18 protein-coding genes are annotated in these 19,255 nt (G+C 63.1%); 15 read left to right on the top strand and 3 right to left on the bottom strand.

All coding sequences use genetic code 11. The annotated features are described in order from the left end of the window. Positions 1–6 precede the first annotated feature (6 nt). The 13 genes from NPS58_RS23485 (at position 7) to NPS58_RS23425 (ending at position 13,581) form a co-directional block, all read left to right on the top strand. Positions 7–543: a chemotaxis protein CheW gene (locus NPS58_RS23485; RefSeq protein ID WP_274117664.1), complete on the top strand. Its 537-nt coding sequence runs from the start codon at positions 7–9 to the stop codon at positions 541–543. After that, complete coding sequence (locus NPS58_RS23480; RefSeq protein ID WP_274117663.1) at positions 540–1,790, top strand: CheR family methyltransferase; 1,251 nt, start codon at positions 540–542, stop codon at positions 1,788–1,790. The genes NPS58_RS23485 and NPS58_RS23480 overlap by 4 nt, the downstream gene beginning before the upstream one ends. Beyond that, positions 1,787–2,449, top strand: a complete 663-nt coding sequence (locus NPS58_RS23475) for a chemotaxis protein CheW (protein ID WP_274117662.1) — start codon at positions 1,787–1,789, stop codon at positions 2,447–2,449. The genes NPS58_RS23480 and NPS58_RS23475 overlap by 4 nt, the downstream gene beginning before the upstream one ends. Continuing rightward, complete coding sequence (locus NPS58_RS23470; RefSeq protein ID WP_274117661.1) at positions 2,446–4,734, top strand: hybrid sensor histidine kinase/response regulator; 2,289 nt, start codon at positions 2,446–2,448, stop codon at positions 4,732–4,734. Before NPS58_RS23475 ends, NPS58_RS23470 begins: the two co-directional genes overlap by 4 nt. Next, complete coding sequence (locus NPS58_RS23465) at positions 4,731–5,744, top strand: chemotaxis response regulator protein-glutamate methylesterase (RefSeq protein WP_274117660.1); 1,014 nt, start codon at positions 4,731–4,733, stop codon at positions 5,742–5,744. The genes NPS58_RS23470 and NPS58_RS23465 overlap by 4 nt, the downstream gene beginning before the upstream one ends. Positions 5,745–5,795: 51 nt before the next feature. After that, the gene (locus NPS58_RS23460) at positions 5,796–6,800 is read left to right on the top strand and encodes a response regulator (RefSeq protein WP_274117659.1); all 1,005 of its coding nucleotides are present in this window, start codon (positions 5,796–5,798) and stop codon (positions 6,798–6,800) included. A gap of 170 nt (positions 6,801–6,970) precedes the next feature. Next, positions 6,971–8,066 (top strand): peptide chain release factor 2 gene (gene prfB / locus NPS58_RS23455; RefSeq protein ID WP_274117658.1). Its coding sequence is split into 2 segments (ribosomal slippage): positions 6,971–7,042 and positions 7,044–8,066, totalling 1,095 coding nucleotides; the frame shifts between segments, so codons are not numbered across the junction. Positions 8,067–8,174: 108 nt separating this feature from the next. Next, entirely contained in the window at positions 8,175–9,677 is a 1,503-nt protein-coding gene (gene lysS / locus NPS58_RS23450; RefSeq protein ID WP_038614096.1) for a lysine--tRNA ligase, read from the top strand. 102 nt (positions 9,678–9,779) lie between these two features. After that, positions 9,780–10,484, top strand: coding sequence for a TetR/AcrR family transcriptional regulator (locus NPS58_RS23445; RefSeq protein WP_274117657.1), 705 nt, complete (start codon positions 9,780–9,782; stop codon positions 10,482–10,484). Positions 10,485–10,512: 28 nt separating this feature from the next. Further along, the gene (locus tag NPS58_RS23440; RefSeq protein ID WP_274117656.1) at positions 10,513–11,058 is read left to right on the top strand and encodes a hypothetical protein; all 546 of its coding nucleotides are present in this window, start codon (positions 10,513–10,515) and stop codon (positions 11,056–11,058) included. A 24-nt stretch (positions 11,059–11,082) separates the two neighbouring features. Continuing rightward, positions 11,083–12,360 carry a flavohemoglobin expression-modulating QEGLA motif protein gene (locus tag NPS58_RS23435; RefSeq protein WP_274117655.1) on the top strand — a complete coding sequence of 426 codons (1,278 nt, stop codon included), beginning with the start codon at positions 11,083–11,085 and terminating at the stop codon, positions 12,358–12,360. Then, positions 12,332–13,255 carry an alpha/beta hydrolase gene (locus NPS58_RS23430; protein ID WP_274117654.1) on the top strand — a complete coding sequence of 308 codons (924 nt, stop codon included), beginning with the start codon at positions 12,332–12,334 and terminating at the stop codon, positions 13,253–13,255. Before NPS58_RS23435 ends, NPS58_RS23430 begins: the two co-directional genes overlap by 29 nt. After that, a complete protein-coding gene (locus NPS58_RS23425) occupies positions 13,252–13,581 on the top strand; it encodes a hypothetical protein (protein ID WP_274117653.1) in 330 nt (109 codons plus the stop codon). Before NPS58_RS23430 ends, NPS58_RS23425 begins: the two co-directional genes overlap by 4 nt. 60 nt (positions 13,582–13,641) lie before the next feature. Here NPS58_RS23425 and NPS58_RS23420 read toward each other — a convergent pair whose 3' ends face one another. From NPS58_RS23420 to NPS58_RS23410, 3 genes are all read right to left on the bottom strand, one after another. Continuing rightward, positions 13,642–14,430 carry an OmpA family protein gene (locus NPS58_RS23420; RefSeq protein ID WP_274117652.1) on the bottom strand — a complete coding sequence of 263 codons (789 nt, stop codon included), beginning with the start codon at positions 14,428–14,430 and terminating at the stop codon, positions 13,642–13,644. A 50-nt stretch (positions 14,431–14,480) separates the two neighbouring features. Beyond that, the gene (locus tag NPS58_RS23415; RefSeq protein WP_274117651.1) at positions 14,481–14,894 is read right to left on the bottom strand and encodes a DUF4398 domain-containing protein; all 414 of its coding nucleotides are present in this window, start codon (positions 14,892–14,894) and stop codon (positions 14,481–14,483) included. 272 nt (positions 14,895–15,166) lie between these two features. Next, the gene (locus NPS58_RS23410) at positions 15,167–15,511 is read right to left on the bottom strand and encodes a hypothetical protein (RefSeq protein ID WP_028942957.1); all 345 of its coding nucleotides are present in this window, start codon (positions 15,509–15,511) and stop codon (positions 15,167–15,169) included. A gap of 134 nt (positions 15,512–15,645) precedes the next feature. Here NPS58_RS23410 and ppc point away from each other — a divergent pair, with 134 nt between their 5' ends. Both ppc and adk read left to right on the top strand, forming a co-directional pair. Continuing rightward, on the top strand, positions 15,646–18,273 hold the full coding sequence (ppc, locus tag NPS58_RS23405; protein WP_274117650.1) for a phosphoenolpyruvate carboxylase: 2,628 nt from the start codon (positions 15,646–15,648) through the stop codon (positions 18,271–18,273). Between the two features lie 254 nt (positions 18,274–18,527). Next, positions 18,528–19,178 carry an adenylate kinase gene (gene adk, locus NPS58_RS23400; RefSeq protein ID WP_028942959.1) on the top strand — a complete coding sequence of 217 codons (651 nt, stop codon included), beginning with the start codon at positions 18,528–18,530 and terminating at the stop codon, positions 19,176–19,178. The last annotated feature ends 77 nt before the right edge of the window (positions 19,179–19,255 follow it).

Raw genomic sequence — 19,255 nt, 5'->3', positions numbered from 1 at the left:
CCGCCGATGGACGATCTCAAACCTCACCGCAGCCAGGATGCGGCTTCCAACGGGACGCTGCACCTGTTGTTCCGGGTCGCTGAGCAGCGTTTTGCCGTCGATGCCCGTGAAGTGGCCGAAGTGTTGCCGCGCTTGCCGCTCAAGCCTATCGCCCAGACCCCGGCCTGGGTGGCGGGAGTATTGGCTCACCGTGGCGCGCTGGTGCCTGTGATCGACGTCGGTGCCTTGAGTTTCGGCCAGCCGGCACCGGTGCGTACCAGCACGCGCCTGGTGCTGGTGCATTACCGGGTTGACCCGCAGCGCCCGGAATTGCTGCTGGGGCTTATCCTTGAACAGGCCACAGACACCTTGCGCTGCCGCGCCGATGAGTTCCAGCCCTATGGCCTGGACAATCACCAGGCCCCTTACCTGGGGCCGGTGCGCGAGGACGCCCAGGGGTTGGTGCAGCGCATCGGTGTGCAGGACCTGCTCACCGACGAAGTGCGTGCCTTGCTGTTCCCCCTGCCCGATGCCCAGGTGGGTGACGCGTGGGAGCCGCAATGAGTAGCGAGCAGCGTTTCTTCCGTTTTCTGCAAGAGCGTATCGGCCTGGATGTCGCCTCGGTGGGCGCCCCGATGATCGAGCGCGCGCTGCGCCAGCGCTGTGCTGCGCTCAATGCCCAGGACCTGGATGGCTATTGGCTGCTGCTGCAGCAGTCGAGGGACGAGCAGCAAGCGTTGATCGAGGCGGTGATCGTTCCGGAAACCTGGTTTTTCCGCTACCCCGAATCCTTCACCGCGCTGGCAGGGCTTGCCGGCAAGCGCCTCGCGGAACTGGCCGGTACGCGGCCACTGCGCATTCTCAGCTTGCCATGCTCCACGGGTGAGGAGCCTTACTCGATTGCCATGGCCCTGCTCGACGCGGGTATCCCCGGTAACGCCTTTCAAGTCGATGGTATCGACATCAGCCCTAATTCCATCGCCCGTGCCGAACAGGCTCTCTACGGGCGTAATTCCTTTCGTGGGTCGCACCTGGATTTTCGCCAGCGCCACTTCAGCGAAACGGAAGATGGCCACAGCCTGCATGAGCGGGTGCGCCAGCAGGTCGACCTGCAGGTCGGTAATGTGCTGGACCCTGCGCTGAAGTCCCGGGAAGGTACCTACGATTTTGTGTTCTGTCGCAACCTGCTGATCTACTTCGACGTACCCACCCAGCAACGGGTATTCGAGGTGCTCAAGGGGCTGATCCACGAACAGGGCGTGCTGTTCATCGGCCCCGCCGAGGGCAGTTTGCTTGCGCGCATGGGGATGCGGCCGTTGGGGATCGCCCAGTCGTTCGCTTATATACGCCAGGCACCCTCCGAGCCGCTGGTTGTCAGTAAGCCGATGGTCGCTCCACCGGTGGTCAATCTCTCGCGCCCGTTTTCGCCACCGGCCCGACGGCCCAGCCCGGTCACCCCGAAGCGGGTCTCGCGTCCGGCGCCTGCCGACGCGAGCGCCGAACTCTTGGCGCAAATCGCCCAGTTGGCCAATGCCGGCAGCAGTGCCGAGGCCAGCGCGGCGTGTGCGCGCTACCTGCAGCTCTATCCGCCCAATGCCCAGGTGTTCTACTGGCTAGGGCTGCTCAGTGATACCGCCGGTGAAAGCACACAGGCACTGAGCCATTACCGCAAGGCGTTGTACCTCGATCCTCAGCATCATGAGGCGTTGGTACACCTGGCGACATTGCTGGCCTCCCAGGGAGACAGCGCTGGCGCCCGTCGCCTGCAGGAGCGCGCCGCGCGCCGGGCAGATCGGGAGTCTGAACAATGATGGGAGAGCACGACGTGCAGTTGGTTGCCTCCGATGCCGCCGTCATCGACGATTGCTGGAACCGCATTGGTGTACAGGGCGACAAGAGCTGCCCTTTGCTGGTCGAACATATCCATTGCCGCAACTGCGCCGTCTATGCCGCGGCTGCGACCCGATTGCTGGATCGCTATGCACTGACCCAGACGGTGCATGAGCACGTCCAGGCGCAGGAAGAGGGCAGTGGCCGCTCGATGTTGCTGTTTCGCCTGGGCGAGGAGTGGCTGGCCCTGGCCACCCGCTGCCTGGTCGAGGTGGCGCCGTTGCAGCCTGTGCATTCCTTGCCCCATCAACGTGCGCGCATGCTGCAAGGCGTGGCCAATGTGCGCGGGGCCTTGGTGCCTTGCCTGTCGCTGGCGGAGTTGCTGGGTGTCGAGGCGCTCGGCAATGGCGCCACATCGGCGCGGGTCATGCCTCGCATGCTGATTATCGCGGCGGCCGGGGGCTCGGTAGTGGTTCGGGTGGATGAAGTGGACGGGATTCATGGCCTGGACCCGGCGCAACTGGTACGGGAACAGGGCGATGCGCGATTTACCGCCGCGGTGCTGCAATGGCGCGGGCGTAGCGTGCGGGTGCTGGATGAAGAACAAGTGCTGTCTGCCGTGAACCGGAGCCTGTCATGACCCCAGAGCAAATGCGCGACGCCTCATTGCTCGAACTGTTCAGCCTGGAGGCCGAGGCCCAGACCCAGGTGCTCAGCGCCGGCCTGCTGGCACTGGAGCGCAATCCGACCCAGGCCGACCAGCTTGAAGCGTGCATGCGCGCGGCCCACTCGCTCAAGGGGGCTGCGCGCATTGTCGGTGTCGATGCGGGTGTGAGTGTCGCCCACGTCATGGAAGACTGCCTGGTGGGCGCCCAGGAAGGGCGGCTGCTGTTGCGCCCCGAGCATATCGACGCCCTGTTGCAGGGTACCGACCTGTTGATGCGGGTGGCCACGCCGGGGGACCCAACCCTCGATTCGGCGGTCCAGGCCTTTCTGGTGCAAATGGCCGGCTTGCTCGACCCTGCCGGAATGGCCGCCGCTGCAGTACCAGCGCCACTGCAGGCCCCGACGCCTGCCCCTTTGGCACCGATGGCCGAACCCCTGTTCGAGTCGCCGCTGCTTGAAAGCGAGCCTGAGCCAGTGGCTGCGCCCAAGGGCATGCGCGGCGGCAAAGGCGGCGAGCGGGTGCTGCGGGTCACGGCAGAGCGCCTGAACAGCCTGCTCGACCTGTCGAGCAAGTCGCTGGTCGAAACCCAGCGCCTCAAGCCCTACCTGGCTACCTTGCAGCGCCTCAAGCGCATGCATGGCCAGAGCATTCGTGCCCTGGACGGCCTCAAGAGCCAGCTCGAGGCCGGCGGGCAAAGCCCGGAAGTCCAGGAAGCGCTGGCCCAGGCCCAGCAACTGCTGGGTGAAACCCAGCAGATGTTGCTGCAGCAGGCGGCTGATCTTGACGAGTTCGGCTGGCAGGCCAGCCAGCGCGCCCAGCTGCTCTATGACACGGCCCTGGCCTGTCGAATGCGTCCGTTTGCCGATGTGCTGACCGGGCAGAGTCGCATGGTGCGCGACCTGGGGCGCTCGCTGGGCAAGCAGGTACGCCTCGACATCGAAGGTGAAAAAACCCAGGTCGACCGTGATGTCCTGGAAAAACTCGAGGCGCCCCTGACGCATCTGCTGCGTAACGCCGTCGATCACGGCATCGAATTGCCGGAGCGACGGATGCTGGCCGGCAAGCCACTGGAAGGGCAGATTCGCCTGCGTGCCTCGCACCAGGCCGGCCTGTTGGTGCTGGAGTTGAGCGACGACGGCGGCGGCGTCGATCTTGAGCGGCTGCGGCGCAGCATTGTCGAACGCCAGTTGTCTCCGGCCGAAACCGTGGCGCAGATGAGCGAAGCCGAGCTACTGACCTTTTTGTTCCTGCCGGGCTTCAGCTTGCGTGATCAGGTCACCGAAGTCTCGGGGCGTGGCGTGGGCCTGGATGCTGTCCAGCACATGGTGCGCCAGCTGCGTGGCTCCATCGAGCTGACCCAGACCACAGGGCAGGGCAGTTGCTTCCACCTCGAAGTGCCGCTGACGCTCTCGGTGGTGCGCAGCCTGGTGGTGGAAGTCGGCGCCGAGGCCTACGCCTTTCCCCTGGCCCATATCGAGCGCACCCTGGAGTTGCCGGCCGAGGCCATCGTGCAGATCGAGGGACGCCAGCACTTTTGGCATGACGGGCGGCATATCGGCCTGGTCGCTGCTAGCCAGTTGCTCAATCGCCCACCCAGCCAGACGGATGGCCAGACCATCAAGGTCGTGGTGATTCGCGAGCGCGACATGCTCTATGGCGTGGCGGTCGAGCGCCTGATCGGCGAGCGGGTGCTGGTGGTGATGCCGCTGGATGCGCGCCTGGGCAAGATCCAGGACATTTCCGCCGGCGCCTTGCTCGATGACGGTTCGGTGGTGCTGATTATCGACGTCGAAGACCTGCTGCGCTCGGTGGACAAACTGCTCAGTACCGGGCGCCTGGAACGTATCGAGCGCGGGCAGCGCAACACCCGTGAGGCGGCCCGCAAGCGCGTGCTGGTGGTCGATGACTCGCTCACCGTGCGCGAGCTGCAGCGCAAGCTGTTGAGCAATCGCGGCTATGAAGTGGCCGTGGCGGTCGACGGCATGGACGGCTGGAACGCCTTGCGCAGCGAAGACTTCGATTTGCTGATCACCGATATCGACATGCCGCGCATGGACGGTATCGAACTGGTGACCCTGTTGCGCCGCGACAGTCGCCTGCAGTCGCTGCCGGTCATGGTGGTTTCCTACAAAGACAGAGAAGAAGATCGTCGCCGTGGACTGGACGCAGGAGCCGACTACTATTTGGCAAAGGCCAGTTTCCACGATGATGCCTTGCTAGATGCAGTGGTCGAGTTGATCGGGGGAGCCCAGGGATGAAGATCGCTATCGTCAACGATATGCCCATGGCCGTGGAGGCCTTGCGCCGCGCGTTGGCGTTCGAGCCGGCGCACCAGGTCATCTGGGTGGCCAGCAACGGCGCAGAGGCGGTGAGGCTATGCACCGAGCAACTGCCGGACCTGATCCTGATGGACCTGATCATGCCGGTCATGGACGGGGTCGAGGCCACCCGGCGGATCATGGCCGAGACACCGTGCCCCATCGTGATCGTCACGGTGGATCGCCAGCAGAACGTGCATCGGGTGTTCGAGGCCATGGGCCACGGTGCGCTCGATGTGGTCGATACCCCGGCCCTGGGTGCCGGCGATCCCAAGGAGGCGGCCGCGCCGCTGCTGCGCAAGATCCTCAATATCAGTTGGCTGATCGGCCAGCAGCGCAACAATACCCCGCGCCCGCTGGCCGCCCCCCTGCGCGAGACGGCGCAACGCCAGGGCCTGGTAGCCATTGGTTCATCGGCCGGTGGCCCGGCTGCGCTGGAGGTCCTGCTCAAGGGTTTGCCCCGTGATTTCCCCGCCGCCATCGTGCTGGTCCAGCATGTCGACCAGGTGTTCGCCGCGGGAATGGCCGAGTGGCTCAGCAGTGCCTCGGGCCTGTCGGTCCGCCTGGCGTGCGAAGGTGAACCTCCACAACCGGGGCAGGTGCTGCTGGCCGGAACCAACCACCATATCCGTCTGTTGAAAGACGGCACCCTGGCCTACACCGCAGAGCCGGTCAATGAGATCTACCGGCCTTCGATCGACGTGTTTTTTGAAAGCGTGGCCCGCTATTGGCGTGGCGACGCGATCGGCGTGCTGCTGACCGGCATGGGGCGCGATGGCGCCCAGGGCCTGAAGCTGATGCGCCAACAAGGCTACCTGACCATTGCTCAGGACCAACTCAGCAGCGCCGTCTACGGCATGCCCAAAGCCGCGGCCGCTATAGACGCTGCGGTGGAGATACGCCCACTGGAGCGGATCGCTGCACGATTGATGGAAATTTTTCCAAAATGACGATATGTATTGAGCCACGCCGGCTTGCCGGCAGTGACCAGGTGACAGCGCATGAATGATTTACCGCTCGACGGTTTTCCGACCATGAATGAAAACTCGGCAATGGTCCTATTGGTCGACGATCAGGCGATGATTGGTGAGGCGGTGCGCCGTGGCCTGGCTCACGAAGAAAACATCGACTTCCACTTCTGTGCCGACCCGCACCAGGCGGTGGCGCAGGCAATGCGGATCAAGCCGACGGTGATCCTCCAGGACCTGATCATGCCGGGTCTCGATGGCCTGACCCTGGTGCGCGAATACCGTAACAACCCGGCGACCCAGGACATCCCGATCATCGTCCTGTCGACAAAGGAAGACCCATTGGTGAAGAGTGCGGCCTTTGCCGCCGGTGCCAACGATTACCTGGTCAAGCTGCCGGACAACATCGAGCTGGTGGCGCGCATTCGCTATCACTCGCGTTCCTACCTCACCCTGCTGCAGCGTGACGAGGCGTACCGGGCCCTGCGCGTCAGCCAGCAACAGCTGCTCGACACCAACCTGGTGCTGCAGCGGCTGATGAACTCCGACGGCCTGACCGGTCTTTCCAACCGTCGTCATTTCGATGAGTACCTGGAACTGGAGTGGCGGCGTGCCATGCGTGAGCAGGCCCAGCTGTCGTTGCTGATGATCGATGTCGACTACTTCAAGTCGTTCAACGACAATTTCGGCCACCTGGCCGGTGACGAAGCCCTGCGCAAAGTGGCCGAGGCCATCCGCAACTCCTGTGCCCGGCCAAGCGACCTGCCGGCCCGCTATGGCGGCGAAGAGTTCGCCCTGGTGCTGCCCAATACCTCGCCCGGTGGCGCGCGCCTGGTGGCTGAAAAGCTGCGCCAGAGCGTCGAGGCGATGCAGATTCCCCACAACATGCCCGAGGCCGGCTCCAGCCTTACCGTGAGCATCGGCCTGTCGACCCTGACCCCGAGCATTGGCAGCCATTGCCGGCAACTGATCTCGGCGGCGGACAAAGGCCTGTACCTGGCCAAGAACAACGGCCGTAACCAGGTGGGCGTAGCCTGACCCGCAGGAGCGGGCTTGCCCCGCGATAGCGATGTAACAGCAGGTCGCCAGCGCGGGGCAAGCCCGCTCCTGCATGGCGGCGATCTGCCGCCCGACGGGCTGCCGTGTCGATTCAGACTCGGTTATACTCTCCGGCTTTTCTACAGAATACGCACGAGAGCTGCCCGACCATGGAAATCAACCCGATCCTGAATACCATCAAGGACCTGACCGAGCGTTCCGAATCAATTCGGGGGTATCTTTGACTACGATCAAAAGCATGAGCGCCTGATCGAAGTCAACCGCGAGCTCGAAGATCCAAACGTCTGGAACAAGCCCGAATACGCCCAGGAGCTGGGCCGCGAACGTTCTGCGCTGGCACAGATCGTCGAGACCCTGGACGAGATGTCCAGCGGCCTGGCCGATGCGCGCGAACTGCTCGACATGGCGGTTGAAGAGGACGACGAAGGCGCCGTCAACGACGTCGTCGAGATGCTCGAAGGCCTTGAAACCTCCCTCGCCAAGCTGGAATTCCGTCGCATGTTCAGCGGCGAGATGGACATGAACAACGCCTACCTGGATATCCAGGCCGGTTCCGGCGGCACCGAGGCCCAGGACTGGGCCAACATCCTGCTGCGCATGTACCTGCGCTGGGCGGCCAAGCGTGGCTTCGACGCCACCATCATGGAATTGTCCGAAGGCGAAGTCGCCGGTATCAAGGGTGCCACCGTGCACATCAAGGGCGAGTACGCCTTTGGCTGGCTGCGTACCGAGATCGGCGTGCACCGCCTGGTGCGCAAGAGCCCGTTCGACTCCGGCGCCCGCCGCCACACCTCGTTCTCGGCCGTGTTCGTGTCGCCCGAGATCGACGACAAGGTCGAGATCGAGATCAACCCGTCGGACCTGCGCATCGACACCTACCGCTCCTCCGGTGCCGGTGGCCAGCACGTAAACACCACCGACTCGGCGGTACGTATTACTCACGTGCCGACCAACACCGTGGTCAGCTGCCAGAACGAACGTTCCCAGCACGCCAACAAGGACACCGCCATGAAGATGCTGCGGGCCAAGTTGTACGAGCTGGAAATGCAGAAGCGCAACGCCGCTTCCCAGGCCCTGGAAGACAGCAAGTCCGACATCGGCTGGGGTCACCAGATCCGTTCGTACGTGCTCGACGCTTCGCGGATCAAGGACCTGCGCACCAACATCGAGCGCAGCGACTGCGACAAGGTGCTCGACGGCGATATCGACGAATACCTGGAAGCCAGCCTCAAGCAGGGGCTGTAACCGCGACAAAGATGCCGCGGGCAGTCCCGCTCCAGTACAGGAGCGGGACTGCCCCGCGATCCCGGCCTCGGCCTGGGACAATGAACCCGTGATGGAAAATGTGACGACATGAGCGACCTCAAACTCGATCCGCAAGACCTGCAACAGGAAGAAAACACCCTGATCGCCCTGCGCAAGGAAAAGCTTGCTGCAGAACGCGCCAAGGGCAACGCCTTCCCCAACGACTTCCGCCGTGACAGCTACTGCAACGACCTGCAGAAACAGTATGTCGACAAGACCAAGGAAGAGCTGGAAGCTGCAGCGATTCCGGTCAAGGTTGCCGGCCGCATCATGCTCAACCGTGGCTCGTTCATGGTGATCCAGGACATGACCGGGCGCATCCAGGTCTACGTCAACCGCAAGACCCTGCCTGAAGAAACCCTGGCCGCCGTCAAGACCTGGGACCTGGGCGACATCATTGCCGCCGAAGGCACCCTGGCCCGTTCCGGCAAGGGCGACCTGTACGTCGAGATGACCAACGTGCGCCTGCTGACCAAGTCGCTGCGCCCGCTGCCAGACAAGCACCACGGCCTGACCGATACCGAGCAGCGCTACCGCCAGCGCTACGTCGACCTGATGGTCAACGAAGAAGTGCGCGACACCTTCCGCGTGCGCTCGCAGGTCATCAACCATATCCGCAACTTTCTGATCAAGCGTGACTTCCTGGAAGTCGAAACGCCGATGCTGCAGACCATCCCCGGTGGTGCCGCCGCCAAGCCGTTCGAAACCCACCACAACGCCCTGGACATGGCCATGTTCCTGCGTATCGCGCCGGAGCTGTACCTCAAGCGCCTGGTGGTCGGTGGTTTCGAGAAGGTCTTCGAGATCAACCGCAACTTCCGTAACGAAGGCGTTTCGACCCGGCACAACCCCGAGTTCACCATGCTCGAGTTCTACCAGGCCTACGCCGACTACGAAGACAACATGGACCTGACCGAAGAACTGTTCCGCGAACTGGCGCAACTGGTTCTGGGCAGCACCGACGTGCCGTACGGCGACAAGGTGTTCCACTTCGGCGAGCCGTTCGTGCGCCTGTCGGTGTTCGACTCGATCCTCAAGTACAACCCCGAGCTGACCGCTGACGACCTGAACGACATCGACAAGGCCCGCGCAATCGCCAAGAAGGCCGGTGCCAAGGTCCTGGGCTTCGAAGGCCTGGGCAAGCTGCAGGTGATGATTTTCGAAGAGCTGGTCGAGCACAAGCTGGAGCAGCCGCACTTCATTACCCAGTACCCGTTCGAGGTTTCGCCGCTGGCCCGTCGCAACGACGAGAACCCCAACGTCACCGACCGCTTCGAACTGTTCATCGGTGGCCGCGAGATCGCCAACGCCTACTCCGAGCTCAACGACGCCGAAGATCAGGCCGAGCGCTTCATGGCCCAGGTGGCCGACAAGGACGCCGGTGACGACGAAGCCATGCACTACGACGCCGATTTCGTCCGTGCCCTGGAATACGGCATGCCGCCGACCGCGGGTGAGGGCATCGGTATCGACCGCCTGGTGATGCTGCTGACCAACTCGCCGTCGATCCGCGACGTGATCCTGTTCCCGCACATGCGTCCTCAGGCCTGAGCGTTCTGAACAAGCCGCCTTCCGAGGCGGCTTTTTCATGCCTGCAGAAAACCCGTACATCGGATCCAACTCATTGGGAGAGAACCTGCAGTGACTCCTGCAATGGCTCAACAAGGCGCGGCCGACGTTGCCACGGCGGTCGCCGAAAGCGTGCAGTACCAGGGGCGCAAGGCCAGTCGCCTGGGCAGTGAACAGCGTCGCCAGGACATCCTCGATGCGGCCATGCGTATCGTCGTGCGCGATGGTGTACGAGGAGTGCGCCACCGCGCGGTGGCGGCCGAGGCGGGGGTGCCGCTGTCGGCCACCACCTATTACTTCAAGGACATCGAGGACCTGCTCACCGACACCTTCGCCCAGTACGTGGAACGCAGTGCGGCGTACATGGCCAAGCTGTGGGAAAACACCGAGGTGGTGCTGCGCCAGCTGTTGTCCCAGGGCGACGGCAGCCCACGCTGGCGGGCACGACTGGCCACCGAGGTGGCGAAGATGACCGCCGATTATGTGCAGCGCCAGTTGCACAACCGTCGCGACTTTCTGATGGCGGAGCAGGCATTTCGCCAGGAGGCCTTGTTGTGCCCGCGGCTGGCCGAACTGGTCAAGCTGCACGAGCAGATTCTGTTGCGCGGCACCTGCCAGTTGCTTCAGGTCGGCGGTTCGCGCCAGCCTCAGCAGGATGCGCTGGTGTTGACGGCGATTATCGAGCAGATGGAATATCAGGGGCTGCTCGACGGCTCACGCGCCGATGCGCAAGCGCAGATGCTCGCTATCCTTACCCGGTACATGCACCTGGTGCTGGCCGACGTGTGAGGCGCAGCCCCATTTCAAGGAGAACCCGATGAAAGCCAGAAGTCTGCTGTTGGCGCTGTCGTTCCTGCTGCTTGGCGGTTGTCTGGTGACCTTCAACGAGCCGATCCCGGCCAATGAAGCGGCGCCTCGCGCCTTGCTCGGCAAGTGGTCGAGCAAGGACGCCTGGGGCGAACCCCTGACCCTGCAGATCAGCCGTAGCGGTGGCAACGCTTACAAAGCGGTCGCCATCGGCAAGGATAAAAAACGCGATGAATACGCCTTTACCGTCTCCAGGCACGGCAACCGCTGGTACCTCTCGGCGGGCGTGCCCAAGCGCCTGGGCGGCAACTTCCTGATTGGTGGGTTCGAGGTCATCGACGGCAAGGAACTGGTGGTCTACAACCTCGACGTCGAGCAGGTCAATCAGGCCGTCGAAAAGAAAGAACTCAGCGGCCGCACCTACGAGGTGCCCGAGGACAACGGCGAGGGCGTGCTGATCGACAGCCCGGCCGAGCGTGTCCTGGCCTATCTGGACGATCCGGCCAATTCCGACCTGTTCATCGAAGTGGCGCGGTTCCAGCGGGCCGGCAAGTAATCAAGACTATTCAAGGAGTGTAGGGTGGACGAGTACCAGCAGACGATACGTGCCCTGTCTGACCGCATTGTCCTGGCACAAACGCCGATTCGCGTACTCGATGCGGTGAAGTGGGACGACAACATCCGCCAGGGCTTTCTCAAGGCCAAGGGCAAGGAGATGCCTGCCGTGGACCGCGCCTACTATCAGGGGCGGCCACTGTCGTTCGACTCCAGTGCGGTGAAGCTCGAGTTCCAGAACATCGAGCGCGATATCACCCGCCAGCTGGGCCAGTTCAACCCGGTCGGGCAGATCATGCGGCGCATGTGCAAGGAATATCGCATGGTGGTGCGCATGCTCGAAGCCCGCGGTACCGAGGATTTCGGCCTGATTTCCCAGGAGCTGTATGGGGCGGCGTCCGATGCGTTCCATGCTGGTGATCCGACCCTGGCGGACCTGGGCCTGATGCTCTCGGATTACCTTAACAACATCGATGGCCGCGGTGACCTGAAGGACGAACCCAAGGACCTCACTGCCAAGCAGGCCGTGGAGATGCTCCAGGGTCGCCTGAACAAGGTGTTCAACGAAGCCGAGGACACCATCCGGGTGTTCGAGTCCGACGGTATCGTCGCCGATGCCGCCGCAGGCGCCGACTATATCAAGATCCGCGCCGATGCCATGTTCAACAGCCGCGATGTGCGGGCCCTGGAAGTCCATGAAGGACTGGTGCACGTGGGCACTACCCTCAACGGCCTGAACCAGCCGATCTGCACCTTCCTGTCCAAGGGCCCGCCCTCGTCGACCGTGACCCAGGAAGGCCTGGCGATCCTGATGGAGGTGATTGCCTTTGCTTCCTATCCCAGCCGCCTGCGCAAGCTCACCAACCGCACCCGCGCCATCCATATGGTCGAGGAGGGCGCCGACTTCATGCAGGTCTACGAGTTCTTCCGCGCCCAGGGCTTCGGTATGCCGGAAAGCTACGGCAACGCCAGCCGGGTGTTCCGTGGGTCGGTGCCCAACGGCCTGCCGTTTACCAAGGACTTGTCCTACCTCAAGGGCTTCATCATGGTTTACAACTATATTCAGTTGGCCGTGCGCAAGGGCAAGCTCGAGCAGATCCCCTTGCTGTTCTGCGGCAAGACCACCCTTGAAGACATGCGCACCCTGCGTCAACTGGTCGATGAAGGCCTGGTGGAACCGCCCAAGTACCTGCCGGAGCAGTTTCGCGACCTCAATGCCCTGTCGGCCTGGATGTGTTTCTCCAACTTCCTCAACCACCTGAGCCTGGACCGGATTGAAGCCGACTACTCGAACATTCTCTGACGCATGGCGCAGGCCCTTGGGCCTGCTGCTGGTGTTGCTGAGTCTGGGCGGCTGTAGCTCGCTGCTGTTCTATCCAGAGCCGGGCCAGCCGTTCACGCCTGAGAAAGCCAAGCTCGAATACCGCGACGTCACCCTGACGGCGGCCGATGGTACGCGCCTGCACGGCTGGTGGTTGCCCGCCAAGCCGGGTGTGGAAGTCAAGGGTACGGTGCTGCACCTGCATGGCAACGGCGGTAACCTGGCCTGGCACCTGGGTGGCAGCTGGTGGCTACCCAAGCAGGGTTACCAGGTGCTGATGGTGGACTACCGGGGGTATGGACTGTCGCAGGGCAAGCCGGTGTTGCCCGAGGTCTACCAGGACATCGCCGCCGCGCTGGACTGGCTGGACAAAGCCCCCGAGGTACAAGGCAAGCCCCAGGTGCTGCTCGGGCAAAGCCTGGGCGGGGCCATGGCCATTCATTACCTGGCCCGGCACCCCGAGCAGGCCCGCCGGTTCAAGGCGATGGTCTTCGACGGCGTGCCGGCCAGCTACCGCCAGGTCGGGCGCTTTGCCCTGAGCACGTCGTGGTTGACCTGGCCGTTGCAGGTACCGCTGTCGTGGCTGGTGCCGGATGGCGACAGTGCGATTCATTCGATCGCGCGCATCGATTCGTCGCCCAAGCTGTTCTTCCACAGCATCGACGACCCTATCGTGCCACTGGCCAATGGCATCCAGTTGTATCAGGCTGCGCCACCACCGCGGGTGCTGCAACTGACCCGGGGCGGTCATGTGCAGACCTTTGGCGACCGCACCTGGCGCCAGGTCATGCTGCGGTTTCTCGACGACCCCGAACATTTCAATGGACTGCGGCGCCTGGCCGAGGTCCCCAACTACCCTGACGAGACGTCACAATGAGTGAAGAACGTAACGCGATTCCCCTGATCATCACCGGCGTGTGCAGCATCATCGGCACCGTTTGCGCCTTGTGGTACTACGGCTACCTGCACTTTGCCAAGCCCGAGGATGCCTTGCTGCTGAGTGATTTCACCATGCTCAAGACCGTACCGGGGGAGGACTACAAGATCTCGCTCAAGCCGGCCAACCAGGTGGCCCAGTGTGTCGATGGCGTGCTGGTGCTGTTCGATATGTCGCAGAAAGGCCTGACCGGGGTGCTGGTGGACAGCAAGAAGCAGGCGGTGCGTTGCCTGGGGCAGGAGACACCGCAACAGATCGAGGAGTAAAAGCATCGCGGGGCAAGCCCGCTCCTACGCTAGGAGAGGGTATGCCCCGCGATCACTTCATCACTGCGCCTGGCTTACCACACGTGGCGCCACCGGCTGGTTGTCATTGGAAATCGTCACCTCGACTCGACGATTCTGTGCCCGACCCGAGTTGCTCGCGTTGTCGGCCACCGGGAACTCCTTGCCATACCCCTGCGAGACGATGCGCGCCGGATCCACTCCGGCCCGTACCAGAGCGGTGCGCACGGCAGCAGCGCGACGCTCGGATAGCGACTGGTTGTAGCTGGCGCTGCCCTTGCTGTCGGTATAGCCCTCGACGATGACTTTGCGGTCAGGGTTTTCCTGCAGGAACTGCGCAAGCTTGGTGACGTTCGGCAAGGCACTGCTCTTGAGGTTGGCCTTGTCGAAATCGAACAGCACATCGCCAAAGGTCACCAGGGTGCCACGGTCAGTCTGCTTGGCGTTGAGGCTGTCCTGCAGCTTCTTGATCTGTGCATCGCGGGCATCGAGCCTTGCCTTGGCGCGCTGGTCGGCAGCGTCGTTGAGGTTGGCCTCGGCGGTGCGCAGGGCAATGGTCTGCTTGGCCACTTCAATGCGCTGGTTGGTCAGGTAGGCGAGCTGATCGACCTTCTTCTCGTCTTCCTTGTCCATGTAGGCCTTGTCGGCCTTGTTCAGAGAGTCCTGGGCCTCCTTGGTTTCAAGGGCAGCGACTTTGCTCGACTGGGGATTGCTCTGCAGGGTCGAGAAATTGGTCCGGGCCGATTCCAGGTTGGCGTTCGGTTGCGTGGAGCAGGCGGCCAGGCCAACGCTCAGGGCCAGGAGGGCGGGAATAAAGATGTGTTTACGCATAGTGTTCGTCCTTTGATCAATTACCAGATGCACGGGTCGACAGCGCGGCCTCATTGGGCGCTGCGCATACCTTCATCCCGCACGTCCTGAACGCCCTCGTGGGCATCTTTCACAGCCTTTTCGGCCTTGGCAGCCTGGGCCTTGCGTTCGGCAACCCGGGCGTCCCACTCGGCTTGGTCGGCGAGCATCTTGGCGTCGTCGTATTTTTTGTCGTGCATGGCAATTTCGGCTTGCTTGAGCTTGTCCTGGGCCGCTTTCATTTCCACGGCGGCAAACTCGGTACCGCCGGAGCTCACTGCAGAATTGACTGCCGATTGGGTCACGGCGAACTGCTCGGTAGGTGGGTTGCCGGCGCAACCGGCCAGGACCAGGCTGCTGCCCAGTGCCAGCGCGGCCAGTTTGAGCCCGCGCAACGAGGTGGAAGAGGATGTAGCGATGCGGGTCTTCATAGTGGTCAACTCCATTGGATCACTCCTGATGAATAACGACTTCCATAACAATCCATTGGCGCGACCCGCCGGTCTCGAGAACAGCCATCAACCCGAGTCCAGTGGGTTTAACCGTGATGGTTACTGGGTGTGACCGAAGCGTTTTTTCAATAGTTCAGAAAAAATCACGCAAGATCGCGACTTTTACTGACTGATCGGTCAGTCGGTTTTTCTCGGAACTTTTCAGGCGGGCAGGAGTACGCGAGCGCCCATGCGGGCGCTCGACAGCAGAGAAGGGCGGGGGAAAGTCAGTGGGTCGATTCGTCCTTGCGGCTGCTCATGTCGTGCAGGTAGCGGCGCGACAGGGCAAGAAAGCGCGGGGTCGGGCCGATGTCCTCATACAAGGGGTCGCCTTCTTCATCGGTGGCGATTACCTGATGGCCCTGTACATACGGAAAGCTTGCCTCCAGTTCTTCAAGGGCCGCGCCCAGCAGCTCGCCCAGCAGTTCTTCGGGGCGGCGCTTGGGGTACATTTCGGTCAGGGCAGCCAGCCGCGCCGCCGATTCCACATCCAGGTGCAGGACATGACCGGTAGGGCTCAGGCGGCCTTTGGCGTTCTGTTCCCAGTGCTGGGCAAGCTCGCGGATTTTCATGATCACCTCGTAAACGCTATGTACCTGATTTGAGCGTAGCTACTGTGCAGGCTTTGGTGTGCCTTGAAAGCACGACCGGTACTGGGGCACTCTGGACCTAGAGCGGTTTTCCAGGAATGCCGGAGACAAGGCTGATGACTGATATCGATGTGCGCTTGCGTGAAGATGTTCATTTGTTGGGTGAGTTGTTGGGGGACACCGTGCGCGAGCAGTACGGTGAAGCGTTCCTGCAAAAGATCGAGGACATTCGTCGCAGTGCCAAGGCCGACCGCAGCGGCAGTGCCGAGCAGTTGAGCTCGACCCTCGACGACCTGGCCGAAGACGAACTGCTGCCAGTGGCGCGGGCCTTCAACCAGTTCCTGAACCTTGCCAACATCGCCGAGCAATACCAGTTGATACGCCGCCGCGATGCAGGGCAGGCCGAACCCTTCGAAGACCGCGTGCTGCCTGAGCTGCTGGCCCGGCTCAAGGCCGAGGGGCACAGCGACGATGCGCTGGCGCGCCAACTGGGCAAACTGAGCATCGAACTGGTACTGACCGCGCATCCCACCGAAGTTGCACGCCGTACGCTGATCCAGAAGTACGATGCCATCGCCGCGCAACTGGCTGCCCAGGACCACCGCGACTTGATTCCGGCCGAGCGCGAGCAGATTCGCGAGCGCCTGCAACGCCTGATCGCCGAGGCCTGGCATACCGAAGAAATCCGCCGCACCCGGCCAACACCGGTGGACGAGGCCAAATGGGGCTTTGCAGTGATCGAGCATTCGCTGTGGCAGGCCATCCCTCATCACCTGCGCAAGGTCGACAAGGCCCTGCATGCCGCTACCGGGCTGCACCTGCCGCTGGAGGCCGCACCGATCCGCTTTGCGTCCTGGATGGGCGGTGACCGCGATGGCAACCCCAATGTCACCGCGCCTGTAACCCGTGAAGTGTTGCTGCTGGCGCGCTGGATGGCCGCCGACCTGTTCCTGCTCGATATCGACGCCCTGGCTGCCGAGCTGTCCATGCAGCAGGCCAGCGAGGCGTTGCGGGCCAAGGTGGGCGAGTGCGCCGAGCCGTACCGGGTGCTGCTCAAGCAGTTGCGTGATCGACTGCGCGAAACCCGGGCCTGGGCACACAGTGCCTTGAAATCGCCACAGGCGCCTTCGGCCCAGGTGCTGCACGACAACCGCGACCTGTTCGAACCCCTGCACCTGTGTTTCGAGTCTCTGCACGCCTGCGGCATGGGCGTGATCGCCAACGGGCCGCTGCTCGACTGCTTGCGCCGGGCCGTGACCTTCGGCCTGTTCCTGGTGCGTCTGGATGTGCGCCAGGATGCCGCGCGCCACACCGCTGCGCTGAGCGAAATCACCGACTACCTGGGCCTGGGACGTTATGGCGACTGGGACGAGGAGGCGCGTATCGCCTTCCTCCAGCAGGAACTCAACAGTCGTCGCCCGTTGCTGCCCAACCACTTCAAGCCCCAGGCCGATACCGCCGAAGTGCTGGCCACCTGTCGCGAAATCGCTGCCGCGCCGGCGGCGTCGCTGGGTTCGTACGTCATTTCCATGGCGGGCGCTGCGTCCGACGTCCTGGCCGTGCAGTTGCTACTCAAGGAAGCCGGCGTGCTGCGCCCTATGCGCGTGGTGCCGCTGTTCGAGACCCTGGCCGACCTGGACAACGCCGGCCCGGTAATGAATCGCCTGCTCGGCCTGCCGGGCTACCGCAGCGCCTTGCACGGGCCGCAGGAAGTGATGATCGGCTATTCCGATTCGGCCAAGGATGCCGGCACCACGGCCGCGGCCTGGGCCCAGTACCGCGCCCAGGAGACGCTGGTGCGCATCTGTCGCGAGCAGGAAGTCGAGCTGTTGCTGTTCCACGGTCGTGGCGGCACCGTCGGGCGCGGCGGCGGCCCGGCCCATGCGGCGATCCTGTCGCAACCGCCGGGTTCGGTGGCCGGGCGCTTCCGTACCACCGAGCAGGGCGAGATGATCCGCTTCAAGTTCGGCCTGCCGGACATCGCCGAGCAGAACCTCAACCTGTACCTGGCCGCTGTGCTCGAAGCGACCCTGCTGCCGCCACCGCCGCCGCAACCGGCCTGGCGAGAACTGATGGACCAACTGGCCGCCGACGGGGTCAAGGCCTACCGTGGCGTGGTGCGCGACAACCCCGAGTTCGTCGAGTACTTTCGCCAGTCCACTCCGGAGCAGGAGCTGGGCCGCCTGCCATTGGGCAGTCGCCCGGCCAAGCGTCGTGCCGGAGGCATCGAGAGCCTGCGGGCCATCCCGTGGATCTTCGGCTGGACCCAGACCCGCCTGATGCTGCCGGCCTGGCTGGGCTGGGAGGCGGCCCTGACGAACGCCCTGGCGCGCGGGCAGGGCGAGCTGCTGGCGCAAATGCGCGAGCAGTGGCCGTTCTTTCGCACCCGCATCGACATGCTGGAAATGGTGCTGGCCAAGGCTGATGCCGAAATCGCCCGCTCCTACGACGAACGTCTGGTGCAACCACAACTGCGACCTTTAGGTGCACATTTGCGCGACCTATTGTCGCAGGCTTGCCAGGTGGTGCTGGGGCTGACCGGGCAACCGGTGCTACTGGCGCACAGCCCCGAGACCCTGGAATTCATCCGCCTGCGCAACACCTACCTGGACCCCCTACATCTATTGCAGGCGGAGTTGCTGGCCCGCTCCCGTGTGCGCGAAGCCGCTCTGGATAGCCCGCTGGAGCAGGCCCTGCTGGTCACGGTGGCCGGTATCGCGGCCGGTTTGCGCAATACTGGTTGAAGGGTGCGGCACGCTCTCCACATATTGCTGCAAGGAGGGGAGATTGCTTGCAAAGCAACAGGTTGCGCTCGGCGCAACCTGTGCTTTGTACAGCGGATGTATGGAGTTTTTTCCGACTTTCGACCGCTTGTGTGGCTTGAAGGCGCTGTGTATCTTGAGCAGCCTTTTGACCGATTTGTGGTCAATACCCAAATTCCGGACTTGGCCCTCTGCGCCGACTCCATTGATTTGCTTACAAAAATGAGGAGCACAAGATGCGCGTGATTCTGCTGGGAGCTCCCGGGGCCGGTAAAGGTACTCAGGCAAAGTTCATCACCGAAAAATTCGGCATTCCACAAATCTCCACTGGCGACATGCTGCGCGCCGCTGTCAAGGCCGGCACTCCGCTGGGCCTGGAAGCCAAGGCGATCATGGACGCTGGCAAGCTGGTTTCCGACGAGCTGATCATCAACCTGGTCAAGGACCGCATCGCCCAGCCTGACTGCGCGAACGGCTTTCTGTTCGACGGCTTCCCACGCACCATTCCTCAGGCTGAAGCCCTGGTAACCAACGGCGTCGAGCTGGATGCCGTGGTCGAAATCGCCGTCGAAGACGAGGAAATCGTTCAGCGTATTGCCGGTCGCCGCGTTCACGAAGGTTCCGGCCGCGTCTACCACGTGGTCTACAACCCACCGAAAGTGGAAGGCAAGGACGACGTTACCGGCGAAGCGCTGGTTCAGCGTAAAGACGACACCGAAGAAACCGTTCGCCATCGCCTGGCGGTCTACCATGAGCAGACCAAGCCGTTGGTGGACTTCTACCAGAAGCTGTCGGCTGCCAATGGCGGCAAGCCTGCCTATGCACATATCGAGGGCGTAGGTTCGGTTGAAGCCATCACCGCCAAGGTGCTGGCCGCGCTGAGCTGATTGACGCTCGGTAGTGCACACAACGGCCCGCTTGCGGGCCGTTGTTGTTTATAATGCCGCTCTTTTTTCTTACGCCT

Origin of the sequence: Pseudomonas putida, from assembly GCF_028682455.1 — a bacterium.
GTDB classification, from domain to species: Bacteria; Pseudomonadota; Gammaproteobacteria; order Pseudomonadales; family Pseudomonadaceae; genus Aquipseudomonas; species Aquipseudomonas putida_AA.
Note: the sequence above shows the minus strand (reverse complement) of the source record. Positions and strands in the feature narration are given on the sequence as shown.